This window comes from Parapontixanthobacter aurantiacus, assembly GCF_009827635.1.
In the GTDB taxonomy this organism is placed as follows: Bacteria; Pseudomonadota; Alphaproteobacteria; order Sphingomonadales; family Sphingomonadaceae; genus Parapontixanthobacter; species Parapontixanthobacter aurantiacus.
In genome coordinates this window covers 161878-179311 of the sequence record NZ_WTYW01000002.1, presented here as the reverse complement: position 1 = coordinate 179311, position 17434 = coordinate 161878, and the positions used below count along the sequence as shown (strand labels likewise).

Sequence of the window (17434 nt, the reverse complement as noted above, 5' to 3'; positions counted from 1 at the left end):
CGAGGCGATCATGCAGGACAACGCCCCGGTTTCCCGGGAGAGCGACGGCAAGGACCTCTTCAGCAAGTTCGATCCGATCATCAAGATGCGCGAGGACCTGCTGTCTTCGGGCGTCGAGGACCCGTTCAACCTCGTCATGGAGCAGGTGCTCTCGCCGACGCGGGCGATCTGCAACGGGCGCGAGACGATCCTGCTGGGCACCTATAACTACATGGGCATGACCTTCGATCCGGACGTCGTGGATGCCGGAAAACAGGCGCTTTCGGACTTCGGCACGGGCACGACGGGCAGCCGCGTCCTCAATGGCACCTACCAGGGGCACAAGGATGTCGAGGATGCCTTGAAGGAGTTCTACGCCATGGATCATGCCATGGTGTTCTCGACCGGCTACCAGGCCAACCTCGGAATCATTTCGACCATCGCCGGAAAGGGCGATTACATTGTCCTCGACATCGATTCGCACGCCTCGATCTATGATGGATGCAAGATGGGCGATGCCGAGATCGTTCCGTTCAAGCACAACGACATCGAAGCGATGGAAAAGCGGTTGAAGCGCATTCCCGAAGGCGCCGGCATCCTCGTCGTGCTGGAAGGCGTCTATTCGATGCTCGGCGATGTCGCTCCGCTGAAGGAGATGGTCGCCATCGCAAAACGGCACGGCGCGATGGTGCTGGTCGACGAAGCGCATTCGATGGGCTTCATCGGAGAGAACGGCCGTGGCGTCGTCGAGGCGCAGGGCGTCATCGACGAGGTCGACTTCATCATCGGCACCTTCTCCAAGAGCGTCGGCACGGTGGGCGGCTTCTGCGTTTCCAACCATCCGAAGTTCGAGATCATGCGGCTCGTCTGCCGCCCCTACACCTTCACCGCTTCTCTTCCGCCGAGCGTCGTCGCCACTGCCGCGACCAGCATCCGGAAATTGATGCACGGTTCCGACAAGCGCGCGCATCTGTGGGAGAACTCCAAGCGGCTCCACGCAGGGCTGAAGGCTCTGGGCTTCAAGCTCGGCACGGAGACGGCGGAAAGCGCCATCATCGCCGTCATCATGCCCGACCTCGGGCAGGGCGCGGCCATGTGGGAAGCGCTGCTGAAGGAAGGCCTCTACGTCAATCTCGCTCGCCCGCCGGCGACACCTGGCAACATGACGCTGCTGCGCTGTTCGCTCTGCGCCGAACACACGACCGAGGAGGTAAAGACGATCCTCGACATTTTCGAAGCAGCCGGAAAGAAGGTCGGCATCATCTGACCATCGGTTGCCGAAATGCGCCGGACACGCGCCGTTCGGCGGAACGGCTGGCCCTGATGCGTCGTTGATCCTGTCGAAACCACAGGAGATACGAACATCATGGCAATCACGAAAACCGGCAGTGCGAAATACGAAGGTCTGGGCAAGAGCGGTAAGGGCCACGTGTCCACCGAATCGGGCGCCCTGAAGGACCAGCCCTACGGCTTCAACACGAGGTTCGAGGACGGCTCGGGCACGAACCCCGAGGAACTCATTGCTGCCGCCCACGCCAGCTGCTTCACCATGGCGCTGGCGTTCCAGCTGGGCGATGCCGGTTACGAGAACGGCACGCTGGAGACGACCGCGAAGGTCAGCCTGGAGAAAGACGGCGACGGGTTCACCGTCACGCGTTCCGACCTGACGCTGACCGGAAACGTGCCGGACGCGGAGCAGGCCAAATTCGAGGAGCTGGCGAACAAGGCGAAGGAGAACTGCCCCATCTCCAAGCTGCTCGACGCGGAAATTACCCTGACGACGAATTTCTCCGGCTGATCCCATCGCCGAAGTTGATGACCCGACGGACCGGCCGCCCGCCCGCAAGCTGGGAACGGGCGGCTGGCTGTCGCTGGTCGCCGTCTGCATCCTCGCCTTCGCCGTCGGAGGCTGGCTGAAGCAGAACGGCGCGAATGGCGTCGACGTGTCCGACCGGATCGCGCTGCGCCCGTTTCTCGAAGACGAGGTTTCGCCTTCTTCCGGCCCGGCCGACGCGCAAACGAGCATCGTCGTCTTCACCGATTTCCAGTGTCCGGCCTGCCGCGCCGCGCATCCCGAAATGCTGAACGCCGTCACCCGCGACGGAAATACGCGGATTATCTACCGCGACCTGCCCGTCTTCGGAGACATCTCGGACCGGGCGGCGCGGGTCGCCTTGGCAGCGCGCAACCAGGGGTTGTACCCGCAGGTGCATGACGCTTTCATGCGCGAGCGCGAGACGCTGACCGACCCGGTGATGCGGCGCATCGTGCGCGGCCTCGGCGGCGACTGGCAGCAGATCGAGCGGGACCTGGCAAGTGACAGCGAGATCGAAGCGACGATCGAGCGCAACCGCACGGATGCGCTCAGGCTCGGCGTGTCTGGCACGCCCACCTATCTGATCGGCAATTATCGCATCGTGGGTGCGATGGACGAGGGCGAGTTCGCCCGTGCTATCGAGCGAGCGCGCGAAACGGCGGATAGCGGCGGCTAGGACAGGCTCTCGACCGTGGTCGAGGCGCAGGGGTCGTCCTCTTCCCCGCCCCCGCCAAGCTGCGTCAGGATGAGCACTCCGCCCACCACTAGCGCGACAAAGGCAATGGTGACGAGGCCCAGATACTTCTCGATGAAGCTCTTGATGGGACGCCCGAAGACACGGAACAGGATGCCGACCGTCAGGAAGATGAGCGCCCTGCCCGCGACGCTCGCCAGGATGAACGGGACCAGCGCCATGCCGAGGAAGCCGGCGGTAATCGTCAGCAGCTTGAAGGGAACGGGCGTCGCCGCCGCGATGATGACGGCGAGAACGCCGTATTCGTCGAAGGTGCAGCGCGCAGCGGGCAGGCTGTCGATGAGGCCGATCGCCGTCAATAGCGGCACTCCGACGAGGTCGAAGAGCGCATAGCCGATGAGATAGCCGAACAATCCGCCCAGAACGCTTGCCGCGGTGGCGATGAGGCCGAAGCGGACCGCCTTTTTCGGTTCCGCGAGGCACATCAGGCCGAGCAGGGGATGCGGCGGGATCGGAAAGAAGCTCGCCTCGATGAAGCAGAAAAAGGCCAGCCACCACTCCGCATGGGGATGCGCCGCCTTTTCCATGACCCATTCGTACAGGCCGCGCAGCAGTCTGCTCATTTGCGTCGTTCCCTCCGTGCTGCGCCGCAAGCGCGTGGGTTTAGGGCCGCGCGCCAACCGACGCAACGGCTGTTTTCGCAGTTTGATTATCCTATTTGGTTATTTGTTATTGACATCGTCACGCTGTTTGGGTACATAACAGGAACATCGCGATAGACCGAGTCGGAAACGCCCCGCCGGTCCACGCGCCGGATCACGACATTGACGGGAGGAGCCGATGGCCGACGAAGGCAGGAGACGCAGTGCGCGCTCCAAGACGCGGATGACGAAAGCCATTCTTGCCGAAGAAGGCGGCGCGGAACTTTCGAAGCATTGGAGGAAGGACTTCCTGACCGCGCTCGCCGAAACGTCCAACGTCACTCGTAGCGCGAAGATCGCGGGCGTGGCGCCGGGCCGGGCCTACAAGGTCCGCCGCGAGGAACCGGAATTCCGCCGCCAGTGGTTCGATGCCCTGTGCGAAGGCTACGACCATCTCGAGATGGAAGTGCTGCGGCGCTTGCGCGACGGCGATTTCGCCACCGCGGAAGGGGGCAAGTTCGATTTCGCCTCCGCCTTGCGCGTCCTCGGTGCGCACCGGGAAAGCGTGGGGCAAGAGAAGGCCTCGCGCGCCAATCTCGACGAGGAAGCCGTGCTCGGCTCGATCACCGCGAAAATCGAGGCTTTGCGCCTCGCACATCGCAAGAAGGAATCGGGCATCCTGATCGAAGGCATGGTCCGGCCTGCCGCCGCTTCGCCGAAGGATAAGCGCAAGTGAGCGAGAACGGCCAGTATCGCTGGCTTCTCGAAACGGGCGAGCGCGACTTTGCCGAACTCGTTGCCTCGCTGTCCGACGAGGAGCGCGAGGCCTTCGCCTATCACTGGGGGCTGTTCGCCCGCGCCGAGCAATTGCCGCCACGCTCGCCCTGGCGAATCTGGCTCATCTGCGCGGGCCGCGGCTTCGGCAAGACCCGCGCCGGGGCCGAGTGGGTGAGACAGGTGGCACGCACGACGCCCGGCGCGCGGATCGCCCTCGTCGGAGCGTCTCTATCGGAAGTACGCAGCATCATGGTCGAAGGCGAAAGCGGCGTCCTCGCCGTCACGCCGCCCGACCGGACCCCGCAATTCGAACCGTCCAACCGGCGGCTCGTCTGGGACAACGGCGCGCAGGCGCTGTTCTATTCCGCCGGCGAGCCTGAAGCGCTGAGGGGACCGCAGCACAGCCATGCCTGGTGCGACGAGATCGCGAAGTGGGACAGTGCGGGCGAGCGGGCTACCAAGGCTTGGGACAATTTGCTGATGGGCCTGCGCCTCGGTCCGGTGCAGCAGGTCGTGGCGACCACTACGCCGCGCGCCGTTCCGCTACTGCGGAGGCTGATCGACGATCGCAGCAAGGACGTCGCGGTGACCCGCGGCTCGACCTACGACAATGCGGACAATCTGCCGCCCGCCTTCCTGCGTCACATGGAACGCAGTTTCGGGGGAAGCGCATTGGGCCGGCAGGAGCTCGACGGCGTCCTGCTGCGCGATGTCGAGGGCGCTTTGTGGAACCGCAGCCTGATCGAGAAATGCCGCCGCGCATCCTTCCCTGCAAACCGGGAAGAGGGGGCGTGGCGCCGCATCGTCATCGGCGTCGATCCTCCGGCGAGTGCGCATGGCGATGCCTGCGGCATCGTCGTCTGCGCGCTGGCGCAGGACGGGACCGCCGAAGTGCTGGCCGATCGCTCGGTCGAACGGGCGAGCCCCGAACGCTGGGCTCGTGCCGTGGCCGATGCGTCCGACGAATGGAGTGCCGACCGGGTCATCGCGGAGGCGAACCAGGGCGGCGCGATGGTCGAAAGCGTGCTGCGCGCGGCCAGCGTTTCCCTGCCGGTCAAGCTCGTCCATGCCTCGCGCGGAAAGGTTGCCCGCGCCGAACCCATTGCCGCCCTCTACGAGGCGGGTCGGGTCTTTCACGCAGGCGTCTTCGCCCGGCTGGAGGACGAGATGTGCGGCCTCATGGTCGGCGGCGGCTACGAGGGTCCGGGCCGCAGTCCGGACCGCGCCGATGCGCTCGTCTATGCGCTGCACGAACTGATGCTCGTCAATCTGTCGGTGCCGCATATTCGCCGCCTCTGAGGCGGGCCGACCGCCCGTTTCGCCAAATTTTTTTCACTGAGAACAGGGGAGTTTCCCGATGTCGTTCCTCAACGCGCTCGCCGCCGCCTTCAAGGGCGGAGGCGGGACGGCCCTGCCGCTCGCCCCGCGTCATGCCGCCCCCTATGCCGCCAGTTTCGCCAGCGGGCAGGAGGCGTTCGCCTATGATTACGAAGGGGCGGTCAAGGCCGCCTATATCGAGAACCCGGTTGCTCAGAGGGCCGTGCGGATCGTCGCGGAGGCAGCGGGCGATGCCCCGCTGAAGCTCGAGGAGCCGCGCGTCGCCAGCCTCCTGAAGAACCAGACGAGCGGGCAGTCGCTCCTCGAAACGCTGGCGGCGCATCTCCTTCTCAACGGCAACGCCTTCATCCAGATCGTGAAGGATGCGAGCGGCGCGCCGGTCGATCTGTTCGCGCTGCGCCCCGAACGCGTCACCGTCCTGCCTGCCGCCGATGGCTGGCCGCGTGCCTATCGCTACCGGATCGGCGCAGCGGATAGCGAAATCCCGGTCGAGGACGCCGATGGCTGGCCCAATCTCATCCATTTGCGCGGGCTTCATCCGACCGATGACCATTACGGCGCGGGCTGTCTGACGGCAGCGGCGCAGTCGGTCGCGCTCCACAACACGGCGAGCGCATGGAACAGGGCGCTGCTGGCGAATGCCGCGCGGCCTTCCGGGGCGCTGGTTTACGATACCGGCGAAGCGGCAGGCCTGTCAGCGGAGCAGTTCGACCGGCTGAAGGCCGAACTGACCGAGGCGTTCGCCGGGCAGGCCAATGCCGGTCGCCCAATGCTGCTCGAAGGAGGGCTGACCTGGCAATCCATGTCGATGTCCCCGGCGGACATGGATTTCGCCGCGCTGAAGGCCGCCGCCGCGCGCGACATCGCGCTCGCTTTCGGAGTACCGCCGATGCTGCTCGGCCTGCCGGGCGACAACACCTATTCCAACTATCGCGAGGCCAACCGCGCGCTCTGGCGGCTCACCCTGCTGCCGCTCATCGGGAAGATCACCGAGGGGCTGGTGAGCGGCCTGTCGCCCTGGTTCCCGGATCTGTCGATCGGCGTCGATCTCGACCGCATCCCGGCGCTGTCCGAGGATCGCGAACGCCTCTGGTCGCAGGTGAGCGAGGCGGACTTCCTCGATCCCGACGAAAAGCGCGCGATGCTCGGCCTACCGCCCCGCGCCGAAAGCAACAAGGAGACGAGCCGATGAACCGCGAAGACATGCTGGCCGCGCTGATCGCGCAGGCCGCCACCGAAGGCAGCGACATGATCACCCTGCGCGCCATCGTCGAGGAAGCGAGCGAAGTTGGCGCCGACCGCGTCCTCGATCGCATCGGCCTGTCCGATGTGAAGGCGCAGGGCGATATCGACGAGCTTCGCGAATTGCTGGGTGCATGGCGCGACGCCAAGGCAAGCGCCTGGCGCGCGGTCATCGACTGGGCCGTCCGCGGCGTGCTCGCCCTGCTCCTCATCGGCATAGCGGTGCGTATCGGCGTGCCGGAGTTGCTGCGATGAGCGCGGCGTCCAATGCAGCGCCCTTGCGCTTTGCCGGCTACGCCGCCTTGTTCGGCAAGCCCGACGCGGCGCGCGACGTCATCCTGCCCGGCGCCTTTCGCCGCACGCTTACCGAACGACGCTTCAAATTGCCCGTCTTCTGGCAGCATCGACCCGAAATGCGGATCGGCTGGGTGGAGACGATCGGCGAGGACGAGCGCGGCCTGCGCGTCGTCGCCCGTCTCGACCGGTCCGAAAGCCGCGCCGCGAAGATGCTGACGGCGGGTTCGCTGACCGGCCTCAGCTTCGGCTATCGTGCGCGCCAGTTCAGGAACGAGGCGCGTCACAGGATCCTCGCCGACGTCGAACTCTTCGAGATCAGTCTCGTATCGCATCCCCTTCAGCACGGGGCGCGCGTGCATCTCGTCGCTCCGCCTCGCAGCGACCGCGACACTGCTGCTGTCTTACCCGCACATTCCTGACCCCCACCCCAAGAAAGGCGAATACTTCCTATGGATATCGAAAACCCCCTGATGACCCAGCAACTCGATGCGAGTTTCGACCTCGTCGCCCGGCAGGACCAGGCCGAGGCCGACATCGCTGCACTGCGCGGCGACGTCGATGACGTGAAGTCGCGGCTCGATAAGGTCGCGCGCGCCGCCACCCGCCCCGCCATCGCGGCGAACCCGGCAGCGGAAACCGCCGAAGCCGCCGAAGTCAAAGGCTTCGTCAACGGCTATCTGCGGCAAGGCCGCGAAACCGAAATCAAGTCGATGAGCGGGGTCAATCCCTCGGATGGCGGCTATGCCGTGCCGAAGCAGATCGACGCCATGATCGCTCGCGAACTCACGGAGATCAGCCCGATCCGCGACCTTGCGCAGGTCGTCCAGACCGGCACTGCGGGTTATCGCAAGCTCGTAACGACCGGTGGCACCGCATCGGGCTGGGTCAGCGAGACGGCAAGCCGTCCGAACACCGATACGCCGAGCTTTGCGGAAATCGCTCCGCCCTCGGGAGAGCTCTACGCCAATCCTGCGGCAAGCCAGTCAATGCTCGACGATGCCGGCTTCGACCTCGAAAGCTGGCTGGCGAGCGAGATCGCGATGGAATTCGCCCGCGCCGAAGGAGCCGCCTTCGTCAACGGAACCGGCATCGACCAGCCTGCCGGGTTCCTTGCCGCCCCGACCTCCACGGCGGCGGACGGCGTGCGCTCCTTCGGAACGCTTCAATATATCGGTTCGGGCGACGCCGAAGGGTTCGACAGCGCGCCCGATGCGCGGCTCATCGACCTCGTTCACACGATGAAGGCAGGCCACCGGCAGGGCGCGAGCTTCGTCATGAACTCCGCGACGCTTGCCGAGGTCCGGAAGCTCAAGACGGCGGACGGTGCGTTCCTGTGGCAGCCGGGTCTCGTCGAGGGTCAGCCCGATCGCCTGCTCGGCTATCCCGTGGTCGAAGCCGAAGACATGCCCGACATTGCCAGCGGCGCGTTCCCGATCGCATTCGGCAATTTCCGGCACGGCTATCTCATCGCGGAACGCAGCGCCACGCAGATCCTGCGCGATCCGTTCACCAACAAGCCGTTCGTCCACTTCTACGCGACGAAGCGGATCGGCGGTCAGGTGCTCGACAGTGCGGCGGTCAAGCTTTTGAAGATCGAGGCGTAGTCCCGGTCTGAAGCCCCCTCGCATCCGTGCCGCCCCGCTTCGCCCCTTTGGCGGGTGCGGCGCGGATGCCCCTTTTTCTCCGCGCATAACAGGGAGACGCCCATGAATCGGGCTTTCGTGGTGCCGGCCGATTTCGGCGGCGACCCCCTCGACGAACTCAAACAATGGCTGGTGATCGCCAACAGCGCGCAGGACGCGCTGCTCGATACGCTGCTGCGCTCTGCCGCGAGCCTATGCGAAACCTTCACCGGCTCCCTTCCTCTTGCAGCGGTCTGCGAAGAACGACTGCCGGTCTCGCTCGACTGGCAAAGGCTGGGAACCCGCCCTGTCACGCAAATTACCGAAATCGCTGCCCTCGGCAGCACCGGCAATCGCAAGATCCTGTCTCCTGCAAGCTGGGAAGCGCGGATCGAGGCCGATGGCACTGGGTTCGTGAAGCTCATCGATCGGCCCGATGCGCTCCGCGTGTCGGCGCGCTTTTCCGCCGGGCTGGCCGAGGACTGGAGCAGGCTCGATCCGGCATTGCGGCAGGGGATCGTGCGGCTCGCTGCACATTCCTACCGCGAGCGTGACGAAGGATCGGCGGCAGGTCCGCCAGCCGCCGTCGCCGCTTTATGGCGCCCACACCGGCGGGTGCGCCTCCTGTGATCGCGGCGAAATTGACGAATGGAGGGCGCCTGTCCGCCGCACTCGTGACGAAGGCCGGGGCGCTGGCGCGGGCGCGGGCCAGCCGCATCCTTCTCGCCCGCCGCGCAGACGGCTCCGGATGGCGCTCTGCCCGGCTGCTCTGGCCGCTCTTCGATGCAAAGGACTGATCGACGATGGAAAGCGAATTTCGCGGGCATCTCATGAACTGGCTGCGGGGCGATGCCTTCCTTGCCGCGACCCTCAATGCGATCGAGGAAGAAAGCCCCGTGGCCGCCGCCGCGCCGTGGCTGGGCATTGCGGCGAGCGGGGCGATCGACTGGAGCACGAAGACGCTTGGCGGGCGCGAAGTGCGTATCGCACTCGAACTGGTCGATCGCACGGGTGAAGCAGGCTCCACCGGCTTCATCGCCGACGCCATAGAACGGCGCATCGCCCTCTTGCCCGACGACGAGACCTCCCTCGCGATCGTGGCGACGCATTTCCTGAGAAGTCGCGCCGAGCGCAGGCCACGCGGTTTGCGCGCGGTCCTGCTCGAATACCGCTTCAGGCTGCTCGCGAGAGCCGCGGTCTGATCGCAACCCATCCAGCAACGGAGACATCATCCATGTCAGCACAAAAAGGCTCTGCCTTCCTATTGAAGATCGGCGACGCCGCCGATCCCGCTTCCTACGAAACAATTGCCGGGCTGCGCACGACGCAGATGTCGATCAACGGCGATACGGTGGTCGTCACGCACAAGGGTTCGGGCGGATGGCGCGATCTGTTGTCCGGTGCGGGCACCCGCTCGGTATCGGTGAGCGCAAGCGGCATCTTCCTCGGCAGTACCGCGGAAACGGCGATGCGCGGCCATGCCCTCGCCGGAACGCTCGCCGCTTACGAATTGTCGTTCGAGGGTGGCGAGAAGATGCGCGGCCAGTTCCTCGTCCAGCGGCTCGACTATGCGGGCGACTACAATGGCGAGCGCAATTATTCGCTCAGCCTCGAAAGCTCCGGGCCGGTCGTTTCCGCATGACCGATGCGAGCGACAAACCGGCAACCGCTCTTCGCGGTGAGGCGAGCCTTTGCATCGCGGGCAGGGAGCGCCTTTTGCGCCCCAGCTTCGATGCACTGGTTCGCGCCGAGGAAGAACTGGGACCGCTCTTCGCACTGGTTGAGCGGGCTGGCGAAGGTCGGCTGCAACTGACGGAGATGACCGCGCTTTTCTGGCACTGCCTAACGGACCGGTCGGCGCTGGCGCGCGAGGATGTCGGGCGGGCCGTGGTGGGAATGGGCCTTGCAAGAGCGACGAAGCCGCTGCGGGTCGTGCTCGGACAGATCCTGCAAGGCTCGGGATGAGCGAGCGATTCAGCGTCGGGGCCGGGCGCGCGGCAATCGCGGCGATGCAGCATCTCGGCTGGTCGCCCGAGCAATTCTGGACGGCCACGCCCGCTGAATTGCGGTTGGCTTTGGGACCAGCAGACGACAGCGGAACTGCGCCAAGCCGCGCTGAAATCGAAAAGATGATCGAAAGGGACCGTGATGGACGATGAGATCGACAGCCTGCTGGTCGAGGTGCGCGCTGATACGCGCAAGTTCTCCGGCGATATTGCCGAGATGCGCGGGGCGTTCGACAGGACGGTAATCGACGGGTTTGCCTCTGCCGGAAACGTGCTCGAGAAAAGCCTGCTGGCGGAAGTTCGCAAGGGTTCGCTGTCCTTCGGCGACCTCAAGCAGGCGGCTTTCGCGGCAATCGACCAGATCGCGAACCAGGCCCTGAAGCTGGGCTTCGACGCACTGCTCGGTGGCGGCGGCAAGGGTTCGGATGGCGGCCTCGGCGCGCTCCTCGGCGGCGGGATCGGAGCGCTCTTCGGCCTGCCGGGACGCGCGCTCGGCGGCGACGTATCGCCCGGACGCCCCTTCCTCGTCGGAGAACGCGGACCCGAACTTTTTGTACCGACGAGCGCTGGCCGCGTCGAACCGGGCATTCCCACCAACGGCGAACGCCGCGACGTGCGGGTGGCGATCAATCTGTCGGCGCCCCGCGGAACCGACACGCCCACCGCCCTGCAACGCAGTTCGCGCCAGGTCGCGAGCGCGATCACGCGCGCGCTGCGCTAATTCTTTCCGGAGCACCATCATGGCATACTGGCTCGCGGACGAACGCAACGGGCAGCATTTCGACTGGCTGCAACGGTTCGACCCTCGCTTCTGGACCGTCAATTTCCCCCGACCGATGATGGCGAGCCTCGTAGACACCGCGGCAGACGCATTGCGAGTAGATTGCGAGTTTCATCATCGCGGCGAACTGGCCGGCGTCATCTGGGAAAGCGAGGATACGCTAGACCATCCGCTGCTCGCTTACGAGACAAAGCGCGACTATTCGCGCACAACCCTGCGGTTTCGCTGGCGATCGGACGGGATATTGCCCCTCGACGCGCTGAACGGACCAACGCTTACCATCGAGGGACGCGATGCCTCGGGCACCACGCGCAGCTGGTATGTAAGACTGTGGAACTACGCGGAAGGCTCGCCCAGCGATGCGCGGATAGTCCTCCCGTTCTCCGATCTGCAATCCGGCTTCTCCCTGCCGGGCGAGACGGTCCATCCGTCGGACATCGACCGGATGTTCATATCTCTCGCACCAGCTGGTTATGTCGAGGGCAGCACGGCGCGCCTCGATAGCCGCGTCGATGGCTGGGCGGAACTGAGTGAGATCGTTTGCGAGGGCCACAACGCGGTTCTCAAGATTGGCGACATCCTGCTCCCCGATCACGGCGAGCAACTCGCGACTGCCTATGACGATGCATTCAACCAGTCGCCCGCCCGCCTGGTGCGTGCTGCGCGTGGTCTCGGCTATCGTGGTCGCCTGCTGCATTATATCGGGATGAGCCACTTCTTTCGGCTCGTAGCTGACAGCGAAGGGCTGTCGGTCGACAGGGAGGGAACCCTGTGCGAGCCAGCCCGGCGCTGGCATCGCCGGTATTTCGAGGAATGCGCAGCACGCGGTTACGAAGCAATCGTATCGCTTTCCTACGAACTGTTCGCCGCGCGCTGTCCGGCCGCATGGCAGCAGCGCGCTTTCGACGGGACACCGGGGAGGACCGGGTGGGAGCCGCCGAGCGCCTTGCTGTCACCGGCCAATGATGAAGCGATGGAATGGCTGCGTGGATTGGCCCGGCAATTCGTCAGACTGATGGAGGATGCCGGCCTGCCGGTCCTGTTTCAGATCGGCGAGCCGTGGTGGTGGCTCATGCCGGATCGCCGTCCATGCCTATACGATGCCGCCGCACGCGATTATTTCGAAAACGCGCCGGAGATTGCCGACCTCGCACAACCGCTTAACGCCGAACAAACCGATCTGCTGGATCGCGCGGGCGAGTTGCTCGCGCGATCCACGCTCGATCTCGCAGCGGCGGTTCGCGAAGAAGCCGAAGGTGCAGCGGAAATTCTCCTGCTGGCGTTCACTCCGACAATTTTCGGCGCAAACATGCCCGAACTCGCGCGTGCGAATTTGCCCCTCGGCTGGGCTTTCCCCGCTTTCGACCGGTTGCAGCTGGAAGATTATGACTGGCTGACCAGCGGCGCAGGAGCGGAACGCAGGGCCGCCTATCGCGCCGTCGACGAGCGGCTCGCCTATCCCGTGGACCGCCAGGATTATCTATCGGGCTTCGTACTCGATCCCGCAGATGCCGAAGCATTCTGGCAGCGCATCGACGACGGTCTCGATGAGGCGGCGGAGCGCGGCATCGCGCAGCGCTTTGTATGGGCAATGCCGCAGGTCGCTCGCGACGGTTACACGCGGTTGCCGCGAACGAAGGAGGACAATGTGCAGGCTTTCGACGACATTCTCTATCCGCTGGCTCTCGGGCGTGACGTCTCGGTCAGTCCGCAGTTTTCGACCTCCGTCGCCGTGACCGCCTCCGGGCATGAACGGCGCAACGCGCTGTGGTCGGATGCGCGGCTTGCCTACGATGTCGGACCGGGTATCCGCTCGGAAGAGGAGCTGGGCATCCTCCTGCGCTTCTTCAGGGCACGCCATGGACCGGCCAGCGGGTTTCGTCTCCGCGACCCGTTCGACTTTTCTTCGAACGGTCTTATCGATCCGCTTACGGCTTTCGACCAGATCATCGGGACCGGTGACGGAACGGCATCAGTCTTTCGCCTGACGAAAGATTATGACGGGCAGGTTCGCAATATAACGCGGCCCGATGTCGCCAGCATTCGCGTGAGTATCGACGGCATCGAAACCTCCGAATGGACCTATGCGGAGGGCGGACGAATTCTGCTCGACAGTGCCCCTTCCGCCGGTGCAATCGTTCGTGCGGGCTTTCTGTTCGACGTTCCGGTCCGCTTTGCCGAAGATCGGCTCGATCTCAGCAGTGTCGCGTTCAAGGCGGGCGAAGCGCCCTCCGTTCCGCTCGTCGAGATACGGGAGGATGCATGAGCCGTGTCTTCTTCCGCCGGGAGCTCGAGAACGTCGCAACTTTCTGGCAGATCTATCGACGCGACGGCGTTGCCCTCGGGTTCACGACGCATGATCGCAACCTGCGCTTCGACGGTCTTTTGCATCGTTCGGCCCCTGGATTGCTTCCCTCTGCCATCCGGCGGACGGCTGATCTCGCCGATGACGGAGCCGATATTTCCGGTGCGATCTCGCATGATACGATTTCGGACGAGGACCTCGCCGACGGACGTTTCGATCAGGCGAAGGTCGTCATCGGCGCGGTCGACTGGGAGAATCTGGAACGAATTGTCCTTTATGTCGGCGCGATCGATTCCGTGACGCGAGAAACGGGCCGCTTCACCACGCGGCTGCGCTCGGCAAAGGCGATGCTGGATGTCGATCCGGTTCCGCGCAGCAGCCCGTCCTGCCGCGCCGTCTTCTGCGATACCGCCTGCACCCTGTCGGCAGCGCGATTCACGACCGAGCGACAGGTCGTTTCGACAAACCTCGATCGCTACAGCGTTGCAATCGAGGGGATCGTGGCGGCCGACTACCGGTTCGGCACGCTGCGTTGGATCGACGGACCGCTCGCTGGTCTCACCGCAATGATCAGGGCGACATCATCCGGAGAACTCGTGCTCGATCGATCAATCGATCCGCAAATCCGAACCGGGTGCCGCGTCGTCCTGCGCGAAGGATGCGATCACCGTCTGTCGACCTGTGCGGGAAGGTTCGGCAATGCAGCCAATTTCCAGGGCGAACCCTTTCTGCCCGGGAACGACCTGCTTGCCCAATATCCGACGAGTCGATGATGGTCTGCGCAGCTGCTTCCTTCGCGAAGGAAGCTGAAAAGCTGGTCGGCGCGCCTTTCCGCCTTCGCGGGCGCGACCCGGCGACCGGACTCGATTGCGTAGGGCTGGTTCTGACTGCTCTCGAAAGAGCAGGCTTGGGAGCTGTCGAACCGCCATTTTACGGTCTTCGCAATCGCAGTTGCGAAGCGCAGTTCGCGAGCCTTCCCGCCAGCGGCTTCATCCGGGCGAACGGTTGTCGAGGGGCGGTCGGAGACCTGCTGATCGTCGAACCGGGACCAGCGCAATGGCACGTCGTCATTCGCGTTGCATCCGAGGCATTCGTCCATGCGCATGCGGGCCGCCGCCAAGTCGTCCGACATCGGGGACGCTTGCCGTGGCTCGTCTCCCAATGCTGGCGACTGGCCTGAAATAACAATCATTTTCTGAAGGACACGAAACGATGGCTACTCTGGTCCTCGGTACTGTCGGGAGCCTGCTCGGCGGACCGCTTGGCGGCGCGCTTGGCGCTTTTGCCGGCAGCAAGATCGATGGTGAACTGTTCGGCGGCTCGTCGGGCGAAGGCCCGCGCTTGCGTGACCTTGCGCTAACAACGTCGGCCTACGGTCAGCCGATCGCCCGGCATTTCGGTAAGATACGCGTACCCGGAACGATCATCTGGGCGAGCGATCTTAAGGAAAACAGTGAAGAACAAGGAGGCGGGAAGGGCCAGCCCGCGGCGACGACTTACAGCTACAGCGCTTCATTCGCGGTCGCCCTGTCGAGCCGACCGGTCGCAGCTATCGGCAGGATATGGGCTGATGGCAACCTGCTGAGGGGTGCGGCCGGCGACCTGAAGGCACCGGGCGCCATGCGGTTTTATTCGGGCTGGGGTGACCAATCAGTCGATCCTCTGCTTGACGCCGCAATTGAAAATGGGTCACCTGCGTATCGTCACCGCGCCTACGTCGTCTTCGAGGATCTCGATCTCTCGCAGTTCGGCAACCGTATTCCGACCTTGTCATTCGAGATCGACGGCGAAGATGCGCGTCATGTTGTGAAAGGACTGCTCGATCCTGCAGAAAGCTTTGCAGCAGGCAATGCGACGTTCGCAAATCTCGGCGGCTATAGTCATGAAAGCGGCACGATCGCGCAGAACCTTTCTGCGATCGATACGGTCTTGCCTCTTATTCCTGAGATCGACGGGAAAGGCATGGCGCTGAGAACACTCGGTAACGGCGCCTTCGCTACATCGCTCGCCGAACCCGCAGCATGGGACGGTGGCGACTTCGGAACACAGGACGGCCAGTCGCGTGGTCGAAACGACGGACAAAAGACCGCATTCCACGGCCTTCGTTACTACGATACGGGGCGCGACTATCAACCGGGTTTGCAGCGGGTCGAAGGTCGGGCCGATACGACGATCGGTCGCATAATCGAATTTCCGGGCGCATTGAGTTCGAACGACGCGCGTTCGCTCGCTGAAGCGGCGGCCGAACGGGCATCGCGCCAGGCGGACACCCTGACATGGCGCTGCGCCGAGATTGACCCAGCCATCGTGCCGGGCGCAATCGTGCGGGCACCGGGGCAACCGGGGCTTTGGCTCGTGCGAAGCTGGGAATGGCGTGAAGGCGGCGTCGAACTGGAAATGACACGGTATTTTCCGGAAGAATCCGAGATATTCGAAGCCGATAGCGGAACGGTCTGGCAAGCTCCCGACCTTGCTGCGCAGCAGACTGTCCTGCGCGTCTTCGAACTGCCGCCCCAAGGACCATCCGAAACCGCTGGAGCGAACATTTACGCCGCCGTTGGCGCCCCGGCGGGAGCGTGGTCCGGCGCAGCCCTCTATGCCGTTCAGTCCGGTCAGCTCGTACATGTCGGAGCAAGCCAGCCCCGTCGAGCAGGCCTCGGCGAACTTGTCACGCCGCTTTCCGGATCGCCTGCCTTACTCTTCGAAGCAGAAGCAACCTGCGTAATCGAAATGATCGATCGGCGCATGGAGCTTCCTTCGACCGATGTCAGTGGTCTGGTATCCGGCGCGAACCGCATTCTCGTGGGAGGCGAAATCATTCAATACGCGACGGCAAAGCCGCTTGGCGAGGGCCGCTGGGAACTGAAGGGACTGTTGCGGGGGCGCGGAGGGACTGAGGTTGCCGCCGCCGCCGGGCACGCATCGTCGGCCGCTGTGACCACCATCGACGAACGGCTGACGAAACTCGAGCAGTCATTGGTTCCGGTCGTCTCGACCGAAACCTATGCCGCGATCGGCAGGGCAGACGAGCAACCGGTGTTCGCGGCAGTAGAGACTGCCGGATCAAGTCTGAAGCCGCCAAGCCCCGTCCATGCGCGCAAAGCGGTATCGGTCGAAGGCAACTGGCGGCTCGAATGGACCAGACGAGCGCGCGGAGCGTGGCGATGGACGGATGCAGCAGATGTTCCGCTGATCGAGGAAACCGAAATCTACCTCGTCGGCATCGGTGCGATCGGCTCGCCCGTTGCCTTGCTGACGACAAAGACTCCATTGCTGGAGCTCGCGGCGAAGACCGTTGCGCAGTATCAGTCCGAGTCTCCTGGCGCTTCAATCTGGGTTCGGCTAATCGGGTCGCATGGTCAGTCCGACCCGCTCTTGCTTGACCACCTTCCCCAGTGAGAACGAAAGACAAGCCATGACAGAACCGATTTCGCTCAACTCGTCCTCAGCCAGGTTCGAGCTTCCTTTTCTTTACCCCGCGCAAGCTCAGAAAGAGCTTTTCGTGAACGAAGCGTTTTCACGGATCGATGCGCTGCTTCACCCCGTTGTCGAGGGAAGCATCGCTTCTCCCCCGCCTTCGCCCGCTGATGGCGAAAGTTGGATCGTTGCGAGCGGGGCGGTTGCCGAATGGTCAGGCCGCGATGGTTCGATAGCTCATAGCGCGGCGGGCAGTTGGCTGTTCTTCCAGCCGCGCGACGGAATGATTGCCTTCGATCGATCGCTCGATCAATTCGTCCATTACCGAAGCGGCTGGATCGTTGCGGAAAAGCCGCAAGCGCCGGATGGAGGCACGACTGTGGATCTTGAGGCACGTGCGGCGATCGCCGAGCTTCTTGAGCAGCTTTCTTCGATTGGATTATTTTCTCGGGTCTGAACGGAACTGGCCCAAATAATCGACGTTGTGGGGTGCAGAGCTTGGTAGGAGAAGGAACACGC

Annotated in this window: 22 protein-coding genes; 21 read left to right on the top strand and 1 reads right to left on the bottom strand. The window is 64.2% G+C overall.

The annotated features are described in order from the left end of the window. Positions 1–10 precede the first annotated feature (10 nt). The 3 genes from spt to GRI38_RS09075 all read left to right on the top strand — a co-directional run bounded on the left by spt (position 11) and on the right by GRI38_RS09075 (position 2471). On the top strand, positions 11–1246 hold the full coding sequence (gene spt, locus GRI38_RS09085) for a serine palmitoyltransferase (RefSeq protein WP_160683333.1): 1236 nt from the start codon (positions 11–13) through the stop codon (positions 1244–1246). A 99-nt stretch (positions 1247–1345) separates the two neighbouring features. Next, the gene (locus tag GRI38_RS09080; protein ID WP_160682817.1) at positions 1346–1777 is read left to right on the top strand and encodes an OsmC family protein; all 432 of its coding nucleotides are present in this window, start codon (positions 1346–1348) and stop codon (positions 1775–1777) included. Positions 1778–1922: 145 nt separating this feature from the next. Further along, the gene (locus GRI38_RS09075; RefSeq protein ID WP_160682815.1) at positions 1923–2471 is read left to right on the top strand and encodes a DsbA family protein; all 549 of its coding nucleotides are present in this window, start codon (positions 1923–1925) and stop codon (positions 2469–2471) included. On the opposite strand, the gene GRI38_RS09070 is transcribed toward GRI38_RS09075, so the two are convergent. Continuing rightward, positions 2468–3112 carry a YqaA family protein gene (locus GRI38_RS09070; RefSeq protein ID WP_237487471.1) on the bottom strand — a complete coding sequence of 215 codons (645 nt, stop codon included), beginning with the start codon at positions 3110–3112 and terminating at the stop codon, positions 2468–2470. The genes GRI38_RS09075 and GRI38_RS09070 overlap by 4 nt on opposite strands. A gap of 217 nt (positions 3113–3329) precedes the next feature. Here GRI38_RS09070 and GRI38_RS09065 point away from each other — a divergent pair, with 217 nt between their 5' ends. From GRI38_RS09065 to GRI38_RS08980, 18 genes are all read left to right on the top strand, one after another. Then, on the top strand, positions 3330–3866 hold the full coding sequence (locus tag GRI38_RS09065; RefSeq protein WP_202389933.1) for a hypothetical protein: 537 nt from the start codon (positions 3330–3332) through the stop codon (positions 3864–3866). Continuing rightward, positions 3863–5206: a DNA-packaging protein gene (locus tag GRI38_RS09060; protein WP_337191271.1), complete on the top strand. Its 1344-nt coding sequence runs from the start codon at positions 3863–3865 to the stop codon at positions 5204–5206. The genes GRI38_RS09065 and GRI38_RS09060 overlap by 4 nt, the downstream gene beginning before the upstream one ends. A 58-nt stretch (positions 5207–5264) precedes the next feature. Further along, positions 5265–6437: a phage portal protein gene (locus GRI38_RS09055; RefSeq protein WP_160682813.1), complete on the top strand. Its 1173-nt coding sequence runs from the start codon at positions 5265–5267 to the stop codon at positions 6435–6437. Then, on the top strand, positions 6434–6742 hold the full coding sequence (locus tag GRI38_RS09050; RefSeq protein WP_160682811.1) for a DUF6127 family protein: 309 nt from the start codon (positions 6434–6436) through the stop codon (positions 6740–6742). Before GRI38_RS09055 ends, GRI38_RS09050 begins: the two co-directional genes overlap by 4 nt. Next, entirely contained in the window at positions 6739–7203 is a 465-nt protein-coding gene (locus GRI38_RS09045; protein WP_160682809.1) for an HK97 family phage prohead protease, read from the top strand. Before GRI38_RS09050 ends, GRI38_RS09045 begins: the two co-directional genes overlap by 4 nt. Positions 7204–7233: 30 nt before the next feature. Then, the gene (locus tag GRI38_RS09040; RefSeq protein ID WP_160682807.1) at positions 7234–8388 is read left to right on the top strand and encodes a phage major capsid protein; all 1155 of its coding nucleotides are present in this window, start codon (positions 7234–7236) and stop codon (positions 8386–8388) included. Between the two features lie 102 nt (positions 8389–8490). Beyond that, complete coding sequence (locus GRI38_RS09035; protein ID WP_160682805.1) at positions 8491–9036, top strand: head-tail connector protein; 546 nt, start codon at positions 8491–8493, stop codon at positions 9034–9036. After that, a complete protein-coding gene (locus GRI38_RS09030) occupies positions 9033–9203 on the top strand; it encodes a hypothetical protein (protein ID WP_160682803.1) in 171 nt (56 codons plus the stop codon). Before GRI38_RS09035 ends, GRI38_RS09030 begins: the two co-directional genes overlap by 4 nt. A gap of 6 nt (positions 9204–9209) precedes the next feature. After that, positions 9210–9608 carry a tail completion protein gp17 gene (gene gp17, locus GRI38_RS09025; RefSeq protein ID WP_160682801.1) on the top strand — a complete coding sequence of 133 codons (399 nt, stop codon included), beginning with the start codon at positions 9210–9212 and terminating at the stop codon, positions 9606–9608. A gap of 32 nt (positions 9609–9640) precedes the next feature. Continuing rightward, on the top strand, positions 9641–10048 hold the full coding sequence (locus GRI38_RS09020) for a phage major tail protein, TP901-1 family (RefSeq protein WP_160682799.1): 408 nt from the start codon (positions 9641–9643) through the stop codon (positions 10046–10048). After that, positions 10045–10371, top strand: a complete 327-nt coding sequence (locus GRI38_RS09015; RefSeq protein WP_160682797.1) for a gene transfer agent family protein — start codon at positions 10045–10047, stop codon at positions 10369–10371. The genes GRI38_RS09020 and GRI38_RS09015 overlap by 4 nt, the downstream gene beginning before the upstream one ends. Further along, the gene (locus GRI38_RS09010; RefSeq protein ID WP_160682795.1) at positions 10368–10565 is read left to right on the top strand and encodes a phage tail assembly chaperone; all 198 of its coding nucleotides are present in this window, start codon (positions 10368–10370) and stop codon (positions 10563–10565) included. Before GRI38_RS09015 ends, GRI38_RS09010 begins: the two co-directional genes overlap by 4 nt. After that, the gene (locus GRI38_RS09005; RefSeq protein WP_160682793.1) at positions 10555–11133 is read left to right on the top strand and encodes a tail tape measure protein; all 579 of its coding nucleotides are present in this window, start codon (positions 10555–10557) and stop codon (positions 11131–11133) included. Before GRI38_RS09010 ends, GRI38_RS09005 begins: the two co-directional genes overlap by 11 nt. A 19-nt stretch (positions 11134–11152) precedes the next feature. Next, positions 11153–13459 (top strand): DUF2460 domain-containing protein, encoded by a 2307-nt coding sequence (locus GRI38_RS09000; protein ID WP_160682791.1) that lies wholly within the window; start codon positions 11153–11155, stop codon positions 13457–13459. Beyond that, a complete protein-coding gene (locus GRI38_RS08995) occupies positions 13456–14271 on the top strand; it encodes a DUF2163 domain-containing protein (protein WP_160682789.1) in 816 nt (271 codons plus the stop codon). Before GRI38_RS09000 ends, GRI38_RS08995 begins: the two co-directional genes overlap by 4 nt. Further along, complete coding sequence (locus GRI38_RS08990) at positions 14268–14678, top strand: C40 family peptidase (RefSeq protein WP_160682787.1); 411 nt, start codon at positions 14268–14270, stop codon at positions 14676–14678. The genes GRI38_RS08995 and GRI38_RS08990 overlap by 4 nt, the downstream gene beginning before the upstream one ends. Before the next feature lie 32 nt (positions 14679–14710). Then, entirely contained in the window at positions 14711–16897 is a 2187-nt protein-coding gene (locus GRI38_RS08985; protein ID WP_160682785.1) for a GTA baseplate fiber-binding domain-containing protein, read from the top strand. Positions 16898–16913: 16 nt separating this feature from the next. Beyond that, the gene (locus tag GRI38_RS08980; protein ID WP_160682783.1) at positions 16914–17372 is read left to right on the top strand and encodes a DUF2793 domain-containing protein; all 459 of its coding nucleotides are present in this window, start codon (positions 16914–16916) and stop codon (positions 17370–17372) included. Positions 17373–17434 lie beyond the last annotated feature (62 nt).

Coding starts and splice junctions, on each gene's coding strand:
- GRI38_RS09080 (WP_160682817.1), top strand. CDS start 1,346: ATGGCAATCACGAAAACCGGCAGTGCGAAATACGAAGGTCTGGGCAAG.
- GRI38_RS09035 (WP_160682805.1), top strand. CDS start 8,491: ATGAATCGGGCTTTCGTGGTGCCGGCCGATTTCGGCGGCGACCCCCTC.
- GRI38_RS08980 (WP_160682783.1), top strand. CDS start 16,914: ATGACAGAACCGATTTCGCTCAACTCGTCCTCAGCCAGGTTCGAGCTT.
- GRI38_RS09055 (WP_160682813.1), top strand. CDS start 5,265: ATGTCGTTCCTCAACGCGCTCGCCGCCGCCTTCAAGGGCGGAGGCGGG.
- GRI38_RS09065 (WP_202389933.1), top strand. CDS start 3,330: ATGGCCGACGAAGGCAGGAGACGCAGTGCGCGCTCCAAGACGCGGATG.
- GRI38_RS09040 (WP_160682807.1), top strand. CDS start 7,234: ATGGATATCGAAAACCCCCTGATGACCCAGCAACTCGATGCGAGTTTC.
- GRI38_RS09070 (WP_237487471.1), bottom strand. CDS start 3,112: ATGAGCAGACTGCTGCGCGGCCTGTACGAATGGGTCATGGAAAAGGCG.
- GRI38_RS08985 (WP_160682785.1), top strand. CDS start 14,711: ATGGCTACTCTGGTCCTCGGTACTGTCGGGAGCCTGCTCGGCGGACCG.
- GRI38_RS09050 (WP_160682811.1), top strand. CDS start 6,434: ATGAACCGCGAAGACATGCTGGCCGCGCTGATCGCGCAGGCCGCCACC.
- GRI38_RS09015 (WP_160682797.1), top strand. CDS start 10,045: ATGACCGATGCGAGCGACAAACCGGCAACCGCTCTTCGCGGTGAGGCG.
- GRI38_RS09020 (WP_160682799.1), top strand. CDS start 9,641: ATGTCAGCACAAAAAGGCTCTGCCTTCCTATTGAAGATCGGCGACGCC.
- GRI38_RS09000 (WP_160682791.1), top strand. CDS start 11,153: ATGGCATACTGGCTCGCGGACGAACGCAACGGGCAGCATTTCGACTGG.
- GRI38_RS09010 (WP_160682795.1), top strand. CDS start 10,368: ATGAGCGAGCGATTCAGCGTCGGGGCCGGGCGCGCGGCAATCGCGGCG.
- GRI38_RS08990 (WP_160682787.1), top strand. CDS start 14,268: ATGATGGTCTGCGCAGCTGCTTCCTTCGCGAAGGAAGCTGAAAAGCTG.
- spt (WP_160683333.1), top strand. CDS start 11: ATGCAGGACAACGCCCCGGTTTCCCGGGAGAGCGACGGCAAGGACCTC.
- GRI38_RS09045 (WP_160682809.1), top strand. CDS start 6,739: ATGAGCGCGGCGTCCAATGCAGCGCCCTTGCGCTTTGCCGGCTACGCC.
- GRI38_RS09005 (WP_160682793.1), top strand. CDS start 10,555: ATGGACGATGAGATCGACAGCCTGCTGGTCGAGGTGCGCGCTGATACG.
- gp17 (WP_160682801.1), top strand. CDS start 9,210: ATGGAAAGCGAATTTCGCGGGCATCTCATGAACTGGCTGCGGGGCGAT.
- GRI38_RS08995 (WP_160682789.1), top strand. CDS start 13,456: ATGAGCCGTGTCTTCTTCCGCCGGGAGCTCGAGAACGTCGCAACTTTC.